Here is a 14,638-nt window from a genome sequence, read left to right on the forward strand (position 1 = left end):
CCCATTTCCTGTCAGCGTGAGTCAGCCGACAACAAAATAGGCTACTGCTTGCCCAATGAATATCATAGATACAAGCTCACCGTTCAAGTATCCATTCATCATTGTTTTAAATTTATAAATGATTTCACAGTCCATATTTTATTTCTATACTCAGCTCACCGTCCTTGGACGCTCCATACGCGTCACACCCGGAAAACGGAAGGATGCCCATTCCGGCAAATGCTTATCGATACGCGCTACAAGCACGGTCATATCATCAATAATCTCTCCATTATGATGACGAACCACCTTCTCAAGCAGCGCATCCGCCATTTCCTGCGGATCATCTGTCGCCAGCTCGCTAATAATTCGCTTCATCCAGAGCTCTTTATTAACCGCAAGGCCCGGCGCATCATAAATGCCGTCACTCATCATGACTAGCGTGTCGCCCGATTGCATTTGCATCGACACGAAGTCGACGTCAATATCTTGAAGAATGCCAATCGGCAAATTGTTCGCTGTTATCGGAATAACCTCATTTCCTCGTTTAATAAAGCTTGGCGTTGATCCTATTTTCATAAACGTCGTTTGCGCCGTATACAAATCAACGATCGCTAAATCGACGGTAGCAAATACTTCATCAGATGAGCGCAATAAGAGCACCGAGTTAACTGACTTCACGGCCAGCTTCTCATCCATGCCTGACTGCAGCAGCTGCTGCAGAATCGACAATGCCGCGCTGCTTTCCTGACGCGCACGCTCACCATTGCCCATACCATCGCTGATCGCAACTGCAAACTTGCCATTTCCAAGCTCCACCATACTAAAGCTGTCGCCAGACAGCAGATCTCCTCCTTTAGCTGCACCAGCTATGCCCGTCTCCACCTCGTACTGCTTGGCTGAACCAAACGCGACCAGGGACGGCTCACCGCTTCTCGTTGGGGAGTGCTCCGACTTCACTGCAATATGCTCTCCCAAAATATCACTAAGCAGCGGTGCGATTATTTTTCGGCACTCATCATAGCCTTGTCCAAACGTATGATACACCTCTATATCCACATTCCCCTCCTCTAAGCACACAATATCAATCCCCTGTACGGATAAACCGAGTCCTTCCACCGCCTCTCGAATTTGCTCCTCCTGCAGATGAAGCGTTTGTCCCTCCCTTTTAATTTCTTTCGCCAAGTCCTCCATTACCTGCGATACACCCTGCAATTGATCCGCTACAAGCTGACGGGAGTCGCATATTTGCTTCTTCCAGTGCATATTATTTTGATATAGCTCGTACTGCTGGCTCATATCCACAAGAACCTGTGACGATTTCACGCAATGCGCCGACCAAGCCCGCGGTATTTCCTTAGGGGACGGAATCCGTTTCTCCTCTACAACCGTCATCATATCGGTCATCATTTTGTACGTATGAAAGAACTTGTCCTCCCAACAAGCATTTTGCCGATGGCAGCTGGCACAGCTGCGCTCAGCAACCGCATTCATAAAATGGCTGATCTCATCCTCCCTTTTAACCGTCGTAACGCTGCTATTGAGTTGGCCAAAGCTCTTTGACAGCTGACGGAACACTTCTGAGTACTGTGATACGCGGTCCGCAGTCACCTCACGTACCCGCTTGGCGTAATCATGCTGCGATTTGGCATGCTCATTCGTACCCGGCACATACCGTGATATCGTGCGGATCATAATACGCGGCGTCAGCATAAGCAGCGTTGCGGCTGCTACCGACTCCCAGGTTGAGCTCATAACATCAGCCTGACTTCCTACATATATGGATAAAATCGATGTTCCAAGCAACATTCCGAATGCCGCTGCCATTTTGCCGCCATCACGCAGCAGACCAGCCAGCAAGCCCGCAAAAGCGAGTAAGCTCATTTGAACGACTGCACCAAAATCAGCCAAGCTTAGAATGAGTCCTGCAACTACACCGACCGAAGCGCCAAGCGGCGCACCCCCTGCTAAAGCAAAGAGGAGCAGCATATAACGTGACATCACATGCTCTACCGACATTCCGTAAAACACCCATCCAACCGCCCCCGTCATAACCGACGCAAGCAAAATCATTAAACAAATGATTTCCTCGTTTTTGAGAGAAGCTGATTTTTTGGTCATCGTAAGCACTGGTATCGCTTGTATGAATACTAATGTGAGCACAAAACCAAGTGCTGCCTCCACCACAACGAGCATGAAATTGTACCAGCTCAGCTCGTCCCCTATAAACACGCTGAACATTTGCACCATTAACGTTGATGCGAACACTAGAATGGGCGCCGACGACAGTTCTGCCTTCTCGTAGGTTTCTAATCCCTTTAGGAAAAGAAAGAGTACAGCAATCTCCATCGCAATCCACATCGGGGCAGGATCAGCTGCAAACCAGCTCCCGGCTACTAAGGATATCGCTACCCACGGGTAAATATCCCTTCTCATAAAGTAAATAACGGCGAAATAAGCAATGGCAAACGGCATCAGCGATTCGAGTATAACCGCTCTTCCGAGCAAGAAAGCTACACCTACGAGTAGAAACGTCCACTTTTTTGCTAAAATGACTTGAATGAACCGCCTTGCAGCCGCCCATTCCCGACCTTTCTGCAACATCGTCTGAGCTAGTCCTAACCGTTTCATACCTGGAAGCACAACCGCGTTTTCCTTTTCCATGAGCAGACACCACCATTCCGAATGTAATGTGTTTTTCATTATAGGAGGTTGTCCGCATAAAGTTTGTCAGTTAAAGCAACTGAATTGTAAATTTTTTCCGACAAAAATAAATGGCATTGCGGTCATTGTCATTTCACTGTCAAACATATATCCCGTATGGGATTTCAATGCCTCCTGCCCAACCAAATCACACAGGTCCGACAACAAAATATGTGTTGTGTCCTTTCGAAATGATGGCGAATCGAGGTTGTAATGTGTCGGGAATGATGGAGGATTAGAGAAAAGTATTTTTTTTACGATTCTGCGCGCTTTACAAACGACATTGACCGTGACAATTAGAGGCTCGTCCAAACATTCACCAGCATATACGCAGTCTTATTGTCCTGCTTCGACAGCAACCTGTATACGCTTACTCATTATCGCGGGGAATATTGTGCAGCTGGACGCAAAAAAAGCAGAACCGGTTAGGTTCTGCTTCATGTATAATGTTATGACGATTCAGCTTATACTCGCTTGGCACCGCGTCCGCCGCGTTTGCCCTCCGTATTCTTCTTCAAAGAGGAGATGCGCTCTTCGCTGTCTTTCAGGAACCGTGACACTTTATCCTCGAATGACGGTTTACCGTATGCCGGTCTGCCAGCCGATTGCTTGTTGAAGGGACGTCCGCCGCCACCACCACCGCCACCGCGGTTGAAACGTTCGCCACCACCACCACTACCGCCAGTGCTTCCACCGCCGCCTCCGCTGTGACGCTCGCGTTGTTGTGGCGCTGGTTGGCCTTCTGGCCGGTCAATGGCTTGCTTAATGGAAAGCCCGATCTTTCCGTCTTTGTCCACGTTGATCACTTTGACTTTCACGACATCGTCGATCTTCAGGTGATCCTTCACGTCTTTGACGTAATTATCAGCAATTTCCGAAATGTGAACAAGACCCGTGACACCTCCCGACAAGTCGACAAATGCCCCAAAATGCGTAATGCCTGTCACTTTTCCTTCTAACTTAGCGCCCACTTCAATTGCCATAAAATAAAATGTTCCTCCCTAAAAGTTATGCGAAGCAAAACTGAATTCATAAGCATATGCTAAAAGTTTTGCGAAAACGCTATTAACGTGATTATAACCGAACCGTTCAAGTAAGGTCAACAGACGTTCACCCGAATTGACGCCCTAATTAGTCACTGAAAATTTGCTGCTCGCCCTTCTTTACCATGCCCTGCTCTTTTGTTGCTAGCTGTTCGATATATTCTGGGTCGTTTAATCGTTCAATTTGACGTTTAAGCTCCTCGGTTTCTTTGGTGGTAACATCAAGCTTATCTTGAATTGTAGTCAGCTTCAAACCTGTTGCGTTCTTCTGCTGCATTTGGCCAAAAATTGTATACCCCGCCCAGCCCATAAATAGCACGATGAACATCATCCATAGTTTGAACCGGCGTTTTGTGCCAGCATTCCCTGGCGTTTTATTCTCAGCTGCTTTTGCCATGAGCGGTGTTACCTCCTAAACCATTTGCTCCACAATCGAGCTATTCGTTGTCCAAATCCTCTCAGCTTGCCAACTAATTGCCATTTGGCAGCGTAGCGCGATAGCCACCGTCCAAGCGGACGAATGACTGGACCTGCCATCCAAACAAACAATTTCCAAAATGGACGGACTAATTGTATCACAATTTTTAGAGTGAAAATAGTGAGCGCAGACCCAAATGCCAAAATTACCTTTACCAACTTATAGAGCAGTAAAATCGGCTTAACGATAAGAATATCCAGGCATTTTAGCAAAATTTGGATTAGTTTGCGAACGGCTCCGATGATCCATTTTACGACTTGAATAACGATTCTGCTAAAAAAGAAATAATAGATGACCATCCCAATAGCCAGTCCGATAAAAACGTACGCTCGCACCTCGCCATTGTTGCTAGCGTACAGTACCCGAAAGACGATCAATGCCGCTGCCATCCAGTAAACGACATCAAGCACCGGAAGCCACCAGCGCGGAAGCTTGAGCTCATTCGTCACGACTCGGTAGCCGTCGAATACTGTTCCCATGCCAAGGCCTGATAATAGCATGACCGCCATCGTTAACCATTGCATATTAAGCGTCACTTAAATAGCTTCCCGAACAACCCTTTGGATTTAGAGGAGGAATTGTTGCTGTCCATATAGGCGAGCGAATGGACGAGTCCTTCAATAGTTACCATTCCCTGTTCAAGGCTAAGAAGCTTCATATGCAAATTTTGGCCCTTAACCTCCAAGAAGCCAAGCTCTGTTTCGAGTAAAAACTCTTCGCTGTCAAAGCTCTCTACGTTTACGACTCCGGTAAGCTCCAGCAGCTTGCGATTTAGCATTTTGACTTCCTGACGCTTCTGCCCCTTGCCTTGGTCAACCATAGACTCGTCCTCCGCTTCGTTAACATGTCTTGGCGTAAACGGCTACAGCCGAGCTAGTGCGGCGCAGCATACGTTTCGCGTTCAAATATAAGAAGGGCATAGGCGTAAAGCTTATCCTGTCTTATATGTTAAGACTAGCTTATGGGGCGTGGACGAGAATTAGAACCTAATCTGCTTGATTCATAGCATTCAGCGCTTCGTCGTTTCTTTCTGTATATACCTGTAGAAAAACTAGCAGTAGTACAATGGTTACCAACTGGTTGAATAGGCTATAGCATAAATCAAATATCGTCGCGGTTATCCATGATTGATTCACAAAGAGAGAGAAAATAAAAACGATAATGCTGGTAAGCACTAAGACCATAACGTATCCGCCCATCGCATAGCCTACAAGCTTGAAATAACGCCCGCGTGCCAAATCACGGCTAACTGTCATCGGATTTATCCGCGATGTATCAGCAATAGAAACAATAATAGGCATCAGCATCAGCCATACAGCAAACAAGAAACCCGGAACAATAAATACGATAAATCCCGCAATTACAATGACGCCGTGTAGAAAAGTATACACAATCATGCGCGGCCATTTGCGAAGCCCCCGCAGAATGGGCTGCACAATGCCACTGCTATTCCCCGTCATTTTACCAAGTATGTAATAGATAATCATCGGCGTGATGACACATAGGAAAAATAAACTGGTCACACTGTCCATGCTGTTGGCGGGCATATAAATAAAGCCGTCTTCCGGTTCAAAATAGTAATAGTTTTTAATAGCCTCAACCGGAATCGTAATTATCGCTGTTAAAAATAGAATGGGTACAATGTTTTTGAAATAGAGAGCACAAGCATGCGCAAGCAATGAAAAACCCTTTCGCCGATACTCGGGAATGGGCAGCTGCAGATGATTCATCGAATAGTCCTCCGAGTATATAAACATAATTTATGATGTTGAAACAGGGAATCTCGTAAAATTTAGAAGCTACTTATTGGGCATAAAAAAAGACTGCCTGCAAGTATTATGCTTGTAGGCAGCCTTGTTGTTATTGCGGTACTTCCCAGTCGAGCGTATTCTCGCGCTGGCGTTGCTCTTCTTTCACCAAGGTATACAGCTCTCCGGCTTCATCCTTACGGGTCGTCTCCGCAATTCGCTCAACGCGAACGGTTACGATTTTTTGACCGAACTGGATTTGGAGCTCATCACCGACTTTGACGGCGCTGCTAGCTTTCGCTTCGCGGCCGTTGATCCATACGCGACCTTGCTCGGATACATCCTTCGCAACGGTACGGCGTTTGATCAGCCGGGATACCTTAAGAAATTTATCTAATCGCATAGATTATTGGATAGCTTCTTTCAACTTGTTGCCTGCTTTGAATGCAGGAACTTTTGCTTCAGAAATTTCGATTGGAGCGCCTGTTTGCGGGTTGCGGCCAGTGCGTCCAGCACGTTTGCGAGTTTCAAAAGTACCGAAGCCGATCAATTGTACTTTATCGCCACCAGCAAGTGCATCTGTTACTTCGCCCAAGAAGCCGTTAAGTACTGCTTCTACGTCACGTTTAGTCAAACCGCTTTTTTCTGCAATGTTGTTGATCAAGTCTGTTTTGTTCATTATAAAATCCTCCTAATTTTTAACCATTATTTGTGGTCGACGCTTGTGGCGCCGCCTTTGCTTCCCATTTTTACTCTCACGAAGAATACTTATTCTGCCTTGTAGCAAATAAATCCTGCCGCTATTTGAAATTTTTTTGCGTTTGTTGCGGAATAAAGGCGATTCATGACGAATTGCAAGCTAGGATTGACGCTTTGCCTCTTCCCACCAACGATCCATTTCTGTTAAATCAGTCTGGTCAAAATTTTTACCGCTTATACGAAGCTGTTCCTCAATATACTCAAATCTACTGCGGAATTTTTTGTTCGTGCGGGAAAGCGCCTCTTCCGGATCAGCATGGATGAAGCGCGAGGCATTGACGACTGCAAACAGCAAATCTCCAAGCTCAGATGCCTGCTCCTCTTCCGATTGCGAGGTTATCGCTGCGCGCAGCTCTGCAAGCTCCTCTTCAATCTTGGCAAGCACTGGACCAAGCTCGTCCCAATCAAAACCTACCTTAGCCGCTTTTTTCTGAAGCTTGTAGGCTTTCATGAGTGCTGGCAGATCTGGCGGAATGCCATCCAGCACCGATGTACGCGAAACATCGGTTCCTTTAATCCGTTTTTCCTCAGCCTTCATTTGTTCCCAGTTAACCAGCGCCTCTTCCGAATTGCTCGCATCAACGTCCCCAAATACATGCGGATGGCGGAAAATAAGCTTCTCGTTAAGTGATTGTATCACATCATAGACGGAAAATGCGCCAGTCTCTTCTTCCATTTGGCTATGAAGCATCACTTGCAGGATAACATCGCCAAATTCCTCCTGCATAGCATCCGGATCATCATTATCGATGGCTTCAAGCGCTTCATACAGCTCTTCGATAAAATTTTTACGGATAGACTGATGCGTCTGCTCCTGATCCCAAGGACAACCTTCAGGGCTGCGAAGAATAGATACAATCTCATGCAATCGCTCAAAGGAACGATTGCGAAGCGCTGCATCATCAGAGCGCGGTACCCAAATCAACGATAAATTACCGTAACCAGGTGTGCGATCAAGCTCGTATAGCGGAACGCGAATGATCTGCTGCTGGGACGCAACACCAAGAGCATGCCCTACCACAACCTCGTAGTCATCGGGATAACGCTCCATAAGCGCAAGCTTAACATCAGATGCCGTGAAGGCATCATACACCTGTCCAATCAGAGTATGCAACTGTGGCTGCAACAAAGACGGCTGTAATTCAGCTGCATCAAGCAGCGCAAAACCTTCTATTGGATCGATTCCAAGACTAATAAAAGCTTGATCAAGGAAGCTTTCACCGCCGATAATTTGCAGCTCAATACCCGCTTCCGGACATTGCTCGCGCAGCAGCTGAACCGTGCGTTCAGCCACCATTGGGTGCCCGGGAACCGCATAAATAATAGGCTCGTCCACGCTTGTGCTCATGCTTTTCGCTTCGGAAATAAGCGCCTCGGCTATTGCCTTGTACACATCCGGAAAGGAATCATGCTGCTCATACAAAGTATCAAATGAGGTATATTCCATACCGATTTCCAGAAGCATCGACATTGCAGGATGCTCAGCCGTACGGACAAAAATTTTCTTCGCTGCTTGCAGCCTGCGCCATACGCCAAGCGTCATTTGGTCAGGATCACCTGAGCCGAGCCCAACAACAGTAAGATATGGGGTTGCCATTGTGGTAAAGCCTCCTTAACTATTCATTCGTATTATGGTCGAAATTTGATGGAGTAGCTATAATGCCAGCGGCTTGCAAAAGACCTTTTGGGGTCGTTTATAGGGATTGAAACGAGTTCGGAAGTGTATTCGGTAAAGAGCTCGCATGCATTCGAAAATGAGTTCGAAAACGAGCGCACATACATAAAAACACGACTAATCATCGTTTATTTTTGCTCAAAAATCAATAATGAACCAATTTGACATAAACTTCAATATAGCCGTAAAAAATGCTTGCGATTAGCATATCACACTGGATGTTCATAGTTGAAATAGTCAATTAGTAGGAAACAATATGGGATATGGATATAGCGGATAGTTTAGTCTCAATGACATATATCTATCAAAAATAGTTCATCAATTGAGAGAGTTGTTGATCAGAATAAATGAGCTGGTGACCAGGTTTATTGCCCGTGAAACTAACCTATTTAACAGAATTATTTATAAAAATATGTAATGATTATGCAATAACCTCTACTAATTCTGCTCATAATTGCTAGATTCCTAGAGATTGTTATAGATCTAGAAACTAGATCTATTTTCTTCAAAATGACCAAAATTGCACAAGTAAGTCCAATTATTAGTCTTATTTTGCGACGCTTTCTGCCAATGGGCAGCAGAAGTGCGGAATGGTCGGAAATAGGACTAGAATTTAGTTCTATTTGCTTGAGAATGATCAATATTCCACAAATAAGCCTAGAGATTAGTCTTATTTCGCATCACTTTTTGCCAGTGGGCATTAGAAGTGCGGAATGGTCGGAAATAGGACTAGAATTTAGTTCTATTTGCTTGAGAATGATCAATATTCCAAAAATAAGCCTAGATATTAGTCTTATCTTGTAGCGCTTTCTGCCAATGGGCAGCAGAACTGCGGAATGGTCAGAAATAGATCTATGGATTCATCACGTTGAGAGATTACACATTCAACCGTGCAAGCGATGCCGCGCAGCAATGATTGTGCTGAAAAGATGCTTAGGTTTTCTCAACTTTAGAGAAAACCCTAATAATCTACACGAGATAACCTGTGCAGCTCAGACAATTTGTGTTTTTCATATTACTCCATAAAAAACACTCGCTTTACAAGCGCTCACCGCCGCCAACTTGCGGCGCTAGCGCTTATCTTTCGCTGGCGGAATAAGCCGCCAGCGCTGCAAACGGGCGGCCAGCACCGCGCCACCCGGCAACGCGCGCAATTCGCGCGCGCTGATAGCGCCGCCGCGCAAAGCTGCGGCGCCAAAGGCGCAAGCGCCGACGGCAACGCACGTCAGCGCAAGCGCAGTTGCTGCCGCCCTAGGCGGCAGCCCGCCAAGCGCTGCGCTCAGCGCTCGCTCGGCGATAACAAGCGCCGCGGCCATGACCGCGAGCGCAAAGACCGTGCCCGCCGCCGCACGCCCATGCGCCGGCTGACGTCCCTCTTCCTCGAGCACTCGCCCATGCTCTCGCTCCTGCTCCCACTCTTGCTCTCTCCACCGCTCTTGCACTCGCCCCTGCCCCTGCTCTTGCACTCGTCCCTGCCCTCGCTCTTGCATTCCTCCCCGCTCTTCCTCAGACACCCGCTCTCGCACTACCCTCTCACCAACCACTCGATCGCGCGGCTTCACACGCCCTTCCACACCCGCTCGTCCGCCAGCTAACGCCGCTCCAGAACCCGCCGCTGCATACCGCACTGCAATAATCCCAAGCAAAGCCGCCACGCTTAGCGCCGCGACGCCTGCGATGGCTGCGCCTTCAATTCCATACGTGGGTACAAGCACAGCGTTAATAACGCCTTTAAGCAGCGCTGCAACCAGCAGCAGAATAGCTGGAATACGTACAGCGCCTAACCCTTGAAGCACAGGAGCCGTCACCGCATTCACACTGCCCGCAAGAGCAGTGCAGCCAACCAAAGCGAAGGCAAATGTGCCTTGAGTATCCGAATACAGCATCATATTGAGCGGTTCCGCGAGCAGTGCCAAGCCGATGGCTGCTGCAGCGCCGATTGCCCACGCCGCCCGCTCAGCAAGCGAAAGCTGCACTCGAAGCTGTCCGTATGCACCCCGCATACGTGCTAACGCAATGCTTGGTACGAGCGCCGCTGCCGCCGCTCCAGCTACCATAACAACAAGCTGCACAAGCGGCTGCGCTCGGCTGTACACGCCAAACGATGTCATTGCCGCAGCTTCCGAAGCCCCTCCTTCCTGCAATAAGCGAGGAACCATAAAGGCATCCACAACGCCAAGAACAGGAACAACCACCGCGCCAAGCGCGACAGGCAGTGCAATAACGGCAAGCTTTCTCATCTCTGCTCGTATTGCCCCTGCCATTCGATTAAGCCGCTCCCCGCTGCGTCTGCGCCATAAATATATAGCCAGCAGCAAAAGCGATGCGCAAGCTCCGAATGCCGAACCGCTCATCACACCAGACGCTACAGATGCATCTGCCCATCCAGCGGACCAGCTTAATGCAAGCACTAGCAGCATTACGCCTACACGAATCATTTGCTCAACAACTTGTGAGGCGGCAGACAATCCCATTTGTCCGATTCCCTGCACATATCCTCTTAACGCAGCAACGAATGGAGCAAGCAGCAGCGCAAACGAGACCGAGCGCACTGCACCAGCCGTCTCCGCATCGCCAATCCAACCTGCTACTTGATTCGCTCCACCCCACATCAAGCCAAACGAAATAATACCCGTCACACCTAGCAGCAAAAGCGCAGCGTATAACGTTCGCCTGACGCCTTCTGCATCATCTCCCTTGCGCAGCCTCTCTGCAATTAGAAGCGATACGGCCGTTGGCAATCCCGCAGTTGCTAGAACAGCTGCCAGCTGATAAAACGGATACACGGCGTTGTAAATGCCAAACACGCGGTCCCCAGCTAGATTTTGCAGCGGTATTTTTTGAAAAACACCAATCAACTTTGACAGCAGCGCCGCACCCGCCATGAGCGCAACACCATTCATGAGATGCTGCTTCGAACTTCGTTCTACTTGAACCCGTCCTTCAACTGCAGTTTCTGCTGCTTTAGCTACCGACTGTTCGCCGGCAAAAGGTCGCTCTTGGCTCTCCGTAAGTTCAGCCTCAGCTTGGCGTGCTTCGACCACTCCCACGCTTGTTTTTCGCTTACCCGCCTGCCCCAGCATTTCCGCCGATTGCCCATTTTCCCCCGGCTTGCGGTTCATCCCGTTCACTCCTGCCTGTCGCACGATTTCTATTGGTATCTATTATACCTCACAATCGTAAACGTGGAAAAAGCTTCCCCAATCGAGTGTTTCTCGATCAAAGAAGCTGTTATAGCCACATTTCTTACTATTGCTCCATCTGTTTTGCCAAAAAGCCCGCTGCCGTTTCAGCCATTTTTGTTTCCATAGTAGACATTTTTACCGATTCATCCTTGCTAAGCAGCACGACTGTTCCAATGGGGTCGCCACCCGCAATGATCGGCGCAATAACGAAGGAGCTGTAAGTTTCCTGCGTATCCTTCACAATTTCAAAGGCACCGCCATTTGCTTCAGCAAGCGTCTTGCGATTTTCCATACAGCTCTCCAGAACAGTGCCTACCTGCTTATCAAGCAGCTCTTTCTTGGAGGCTCCAGCTACAGCAATTATGGTATCCCGGTCCGTGATCAATGTAACATGATTTGTTCCCTCAAATAACGATTCCGCATATTCCTTAGCGAAGTCGCCAAGCTCACCGATAGGAGAATATTTTTTCAAAATAACTTCGCCATCACGATCTACAAATATTTCTAGAGGGTCTCCCTCGCGAATACGCAGTGTACGGCGGATCTCCTTCGGAATGACGACACGCCCGAGATCATCGATGCGACGTACAATTCCAGTTGCTTTCATTTCTTGTTGCCCCGCTTTCCTAGAGGATTTTGAATCGACTGGATTCTTGCAGCTTGTTTATAACGAAGAAGAAACTTCCTTCAAAAGATTTTGAATCTGACCATAGTATTCATCCGCTCCCAATTTCTTATGCACGGACTACAGTTCAAGCCAAACGTTCCATCTCTTTGTGAAAAAGGCCGTCGACGTATCGTCCAGCCTTCGTTTTACGCTTCCCCGAGCTCGTTTTCAGCATTCCCCATTTCTCCCTTTTGCTTGCATGAGAAGCAAATGCTTTTTAATTGTTTATGGATTAAAAAAGGCAATTATCGATTTGAATCGATAACCGCCCTTTGCCTAAATATTATTTACCTTCATTATTGTCCATCTGATTCGTTTTTTTGAGCCTGCCTGCTTTGCCAAGCGCTTCTCTGAGCAAAAACTCAATGTGCCCGTTGACGCTGCGGAATTCGTCTGCGGCCCATTGCTCAAGAGCACGATGGATATCGGGATCCAAACGAAGCGGAAATGCTTTCTTTTCTTTAGCCATAATAATCAGCCTCTAGCCGTAAAGAGTTCCTGTATTAATGACTGGAGTTGCAGCGCGATCAGATACAATCGCCACCATTAAATTGTTCACCATCGCCGCTCTCCGTTCGGCATCCAAGCTAATCCCGTTTTCCTCCAACTGCCGCAGTGCCATATCTACCATACCAACTGCACCTTCAACAATTTTGGAACGTGCCGCTACAATCGCAATCGCCTGCTGCCTTTGAAGCATTGCACTAGCGATTTCCTGAGCATACGCCAAATGAGTCAAGCGAGTCTCAAGCACCTTTACGCCGGCAACTGCAAGACGGTTTTGCAGCTCGTTGCCTAGCTCCGCCGCTACCTCATCCGCATTGCCTCTAAGTGAGGAAGCCGTGTCTGAAGAGAAAACATCGTAAGGATATTGCGCGGCAATGTGACGTATCGCCGTCTCGCTTTGAATTTCTACAAAACGCTCATAATTATCAACGTCGAAGCTCGCTCTTGCCGTATCCATTACTTTAAATACAACAACCGCACCAATCTCCACCGGATTTCCTTCCGCATCATTCACCTTTAGTGTTTGGCTATTGAAATTACGTACTTTAAGTGAAATATTAACCTTGTTCGTAAGTGGAAGAACCATCCATAAGCCGCTTTCCAGCACAGAGCCCATATACGTTCCAAAAAAAGTAACCACCTTCGCCTCATTCGGCTGCACGATCGTAAGAGAGGATAAACAAATGACGGACAGCAAAATTAAAAAGGCGCCAACACCAATAATTACCCCAGACCCGCTGTCCTTGGATGCTTCCGATATCGTTAGAAAAATACCGCCAGCAGCAGCAACTACCGAAAACAGCAATGCCATGTATCCGCTCACATACCAGGCTTTCTTCTCGTTCATTAAACCCCACTCCTTCATCTTTTTCTATATTGTTTTGATATAAATATGATATCACTTTTTACATATATAAGCAATTATTTCTTTTTACATCCAACCTCTTTTTGCAACAAAGGGAGCTGCCGCTTCGTCACAAAAAGCAAAGAGATTAAGAAGGGATGAATACATTGAAATATTTATTAATCCTATTTCTGCTTTCCTTGTCGATCGGTTGTACAGGAGAAACCAAAACAACGTCAGAGCAATCCATTTCTCAAAGCTATCTTGAAGAAAAAGGATATCGAATCAGCTCAAAAGAAGGGCAAGTTGAGAGCTATGAGCTTACCGAACAGAAATTATCAGTATTGCCCTATATGATGTACTGGGGGTCGCAGCGCGTGAACCCCTCCGATTATATTGGAAAAACGATTCATATACAGAAATTTACCGTAACGAACCATCCACTGAGCAAAGAGAAAGTAGATGTTTTTGTTTATTTGGCTGATGGTCAGCCTATAGGAGGAACTTCATTTCCAAACGGAGACACTACAGACGGCGGGTATTGGTCTATAGATGGCAAAAGTTTAGAAGATATTCAAGAAATGTCTTATCAAGAGTGGCGTAAAAGCTGGACTGAGAAATATAAAAGCACTTCACCAGATGAAGCATAAAGCATTCCATATACAGGGGGATTTACATGAAAATAAAGAACGACGTGCAGGAAATCATCGAAAACCTTCGGCATATAGGTGCCATTGAAAATCAGTCCGAAATCCATAAACAAATGGACGGAACGACGGAAGGTCTTGTATACCTCATTAAAGTCGATGAATCACCCAAATATGTGTTAAAGCTCGATCAGCCTGATGCACTTTCTTTAGTTGAACAATATAAAAAAACATATCCAGATGCTCCTCTGTTGCTTAATCTTACTTACACCGCTCCAGATAAAACATACTCAAGCATCACCCTTACGATATAGACGATTACTTACAAGCATGGCGTTACTGGAAGTCCTTAATAAGCAATGAATAAACCACTATCATCACAGCTCAAAAATAGCTCTAAAAA

General features: G+C 46.9%; 16 protein-coding genes. 3 read left to right on the plus strand and 13 right to left on the minus strand.

Translation table 11 applies throughout. From position 1 onward, the window contains the following. Positions 1 to 150 precede the first annotated feature (150 nt). The 9 genes from spoIIE to mazG form a co-directional block, all read right to left on the minus strand. On the minus strand, positions 151 to 2,643 hold the full coding sequence (gene spoIIE, locus AB4Z50_RS30365) for a stage II sporulation protein E (RefSeq protein WP_441885295.1): 2,493 nt from the start codon (positions 2,641 to 2,643) through the stop codon (positions 151 to 153). A 503-nt stretch (positions 2,644 to 3,146) separates the two neighbouring features. Continuing rightward, a complete protein-coding gene (locus AB4Z50_RS30370) occupies positions 3,147 to 3,665 on the minus strand; it encodes a S1 domain-containing RNA-binding protein (protein ID WP_076271298.1) in 519 nt (172 codons plus the stop codon). 148 nt (positions 3,666 to 3,813) lie between these two features. Then, positions 3,814 to 4,122: an FtsB family cell division protein gene (locus AB4Z50_RS30375; RefSeq protein ID WP_076271297.1), complete on the minus strand. Its 309-nt coding sequence runs from the start codon at positions 4,120 to 4,122 to the stop codon at positions 3,814 to 3,816. A gap of 8 nt (positions 4,123 to 4,130) precedes the next feature. Then, on the minus strand, positions 4,131 to 4,739 hold the full coding sequence (gene yabQ, locus AB4Z50_RS30380; RefSeq protein ID WP_441885243.1) for a spore cortex biosynthesis protein YabQ: 609 nt from the start codon (positions 4,737 to 4,739) through the stop codon (positions 4,131 to 4,133). Then, complete coding sequence (gene yabP, locus AB4Z50_RS30385; RefSeq protein ID WP_076271295.1) at positions 4,736 to 5,023, minus strand: sporulation protein YabP; 288 nt, start codon at positions 5,021 to 5,023, stop codon at positions 4,736 to 4,738. Before yabP ends, yabQ begins: the two co-directional genes overlap by 4 nt. Before the next feature lie 166 nt (positions 5,024 to 5,189). Next, entirely contained in the window at positions 5,190 to 5,933 is a 744-nt protein-coding gene (locus tag AB4Z50_RS30390) for a YciC family protein (protein WP_441885245.1), read from the minus strand. Positions 5,934 to 6,063: 130 nt separating this feature from the next. Beyond that, positions 6,064 to 6,354, minus strand: a complete 291-nt coding sequence (locus AB4Z50_RS30395; protein WP_076271293.1) for an RNA-binding S4 domain-containing protein — start codon at positions 6,352 to 6,354, stop codon at positions 6,064 to 6,066. A gap of 3 nt (positions 6,355 to 6,357) precedes the next feature. After that, complete coding sequence (locus tag AB4Z50_RS30400) at positions 6,358 to 6,630, minus strand: HU family DNA-binding protein (protein WP_053373361.1); 273 nt, start codon at positions 6,628 to 6,630, stop codon at positions 6,358 to 6,360. A 180-nt stretch (positions 6,631 to 6,810) separates the two neighbouring features. After that, positions 6,811 to 8,307: a nucleoside triphosphate pyrophosphohydrolase gene (gene mazG, locus AB4Z50_RS30405; protein WP_441885247.1), complete on the minus strand. Its 1,497-nt coding sequence runs from the start codon at positions 8,305 to 8,307 to the stop codon at positions 6,811 to 6,813. A 588-nt stretch (positions 8,308 to 8,895) separates the two neighbouring features. Between mazG and AB4Z50_RS30410 the strand changes: the two genes are divergently transcribed. Further along, positions 8,896 to 9,189 (plus strand): hypothetical protein, encoded by a 294-nt coding sequence (locus AB4Z50_RS30410; protein ID WP_441885249.1) that lies wholly within the window; start codon positions 8,896 to 8,898, stop codon positions 9,187 to 9,189. A gap of 266 nt (positions 9,190 to 9,455) precedes the next feature. Here AB4Z50_RS30410 and AB4Z50_RS30415 read toward each other — a convergent pair whose 3' ends face one another. From AB4Z50_RS30415 to AB4Z50_RS30430, 4 genes are all read right to left on the minus strand, one after another. Next, on the minus strand, positions 9,456 to 11,507 hold the full coding sequence (locus tag AB4Z50_RS30415) for a polysaccharide biosynthesis protein (protein WP_441885251.1): 2,052 nt from the start codon (positions 11,505 to 11,507) through the stop codon (positions 9,456 to 9,458). A gap of 127 nt (positions 11,508 to 11,634) precedes the next feature. Continuing rightward, on the minus strand, positions 11,635 to 12,177 hold the full coding sequence (gene spoVT / locus AB4Z50_RS30420) for a stage V sporulation protein T (protein WP_054025813.1): 543 nt from the start codon (positions 12,175 to 12,177) through the stop codon (positions 11,635 to 11,637). Between the two features lie 343 nt (positions 12,178 to 12,520). Beyond that, positions 12,521 to 12,706: a hypothetical protein gene (locus AB4Z50_RS30425; RefSeq protein WP_076271291.1), complete on the minus strand. Its 186-nt coding sequence runs from the start codon at positions 12,704 to 12,706 to the stop codon at positions 12,521 to 12,523. A 12-nt stretch (positions 12,707 to 12,718) separates the two neighbouring features. Beyond that, complete coding sequence (locus AB4Z50_RS30430) at positions 12,719 to 13,591, minus strand: SPFH domain-containing protein (RefSeq protein WP_441885254.1); 873 nt, start codon at positions 13,589 to 13,591, stop codon at positions 12,719 to 12,721. 155 nt (positions 13,592 to 13,746) lie between these two features. Between AB4Z50_RS30430 and AB4Z50_RS30435 the strand changes: the two genes are divergently transcribed. Beyond that, positions 13,747 to 14,238, plus strand: a complete 492-nt coding sequence (locus AB4Z50_RS30435; RefSeq protein WP_441885256.1) for a DUF4830 domain-containing protein — start codon at positions 13,747 to 13,749, stop codon at positions 14,236 to 14,238. Between the two features lie 26 nt (positions 14,239 to 14,264). Beyond that, positions 14,265 to 14,549, plus strand: a complete 285-nt coding sequence (locus AB4Z50_RS30440) for a hypothetical protein (protein ID WP_441885258.1) — start codon at positions 14,265 to 14,267, stop codon at positions 14,547 to 14,549. The last annotated feature ends 89 nt before the right edge of the window (positions 14,550 to 14,638 follow it).

This window comes from Paenibacillus sp. 2TAB26, assembly GCF_052115145.1.
Classification (GTDB): Bacteria; Bacillota; Bacilli; order Paenibacillales; family Paenibacillaceae; genus Pristimantibacillus.

Coding starts and splice junctions, on each gene's coding strand:
- spoIIE (WP_441885295.1), bottom strand. CDS start 2,643: ATGGAAAAGGAAAACGCGGTTGTGCTTCCAGGTATGAAACGGTTAGGA.
- AB4Z50_RS30370 (WP_076271298.1), bottom strand. CDS start 3,665: ATGGCAATTGAAGTGGGCGCTAAGTTAGAAGGAAAAGTGACAGGCATT.
- AB4Z50_RS30375 (WP_076271297.1), bottom strand. CDS start 4,122: ATGGCAAAAGCAGCTGAGAATAAAACGCCAGGGAATGCTGGCACAAAA.
- yabP (WP_076271295.1), bottom strand. CDS start 5,023: ATGGTTGACCAAGGCAAGGGGCAGAAGCGTCAGGAAGTCAAAATGCTA.
- AB4Z50_RS30390 (WP_441885245.1), bottom strand. CDS start 5,933: ATGAATCATCTGCAGCTGCCCATTCCCGAGTATCGGCGAAAGGGTTTT.
- AB4Z50_RS30395 (WP_076271293.1), bottom strand. CDS start 6,354: ATGCGATTAGATAAATTTCTTAAGGTATCCCGGCTGATCAAACGCCGT.
- AB4Z50_RS30400 (WP_053373361.1), bottom strand. CDS start 6,630: ATGAACAAAACAGACTTGATCAACAACATTGCAGAAAAAAGCGGTTTG.
- mazG (WP_441885247.1), bottom strand. CDS start 8,307: ATGGCAACCCCATATCTTACTGTTGTTGGGCTCGGCTCAGGTGATCCT.
- AB4Z50_RS30410 (WP_441885249.1), top strand. CDS start 8,896: ATGACCAAAATTGCACAAGTAAGTCCAATTATTAGTCTTATTTTGCGA.
- AB4Z50_RS30415 (WP_441885251.1), bottom strand. CDS start 11,507: ATGAACCGCAAGCCGGGGGAAAATGGGCAATCGGCGGAAATGCTGGGG.
- spoVT (WP_054025813.1), bottom strand. CDS start 12,177: ATGAAAGCAACTGGAATTGTACGTCGCATCGATGATCTCGGGCGTGTC.
- AB4Z50_RS30425 (WP_076271291.1), bottom strand. CDS start 12,706: ATGGCTAAAGAAAAGAAAGCATTTCCGCTTCGTTTGGATCCCGATATC.
- AB4Z50_RS30430 (WP_441885254.1), bottom strand. CDS start 13,591: ATGAACGAGAAGAAAGCCTGGTATGTGAGCGGATACATGGCATTGCTG.
- AB4Z50_RS30435 (WP_441885256.1), top strand. CDS start 13,747: ATGAATACATTGAAATATTTATTAATCCTATTTCTGCTTTCCTTGTCG.
- AB4Z50_RS30440 (WP_441885258.1), top strand. CDS start 14,265: ATGAAAATAAAGAACGACGTGCAGGAAATCATCGAAAACCTTCGGCAT.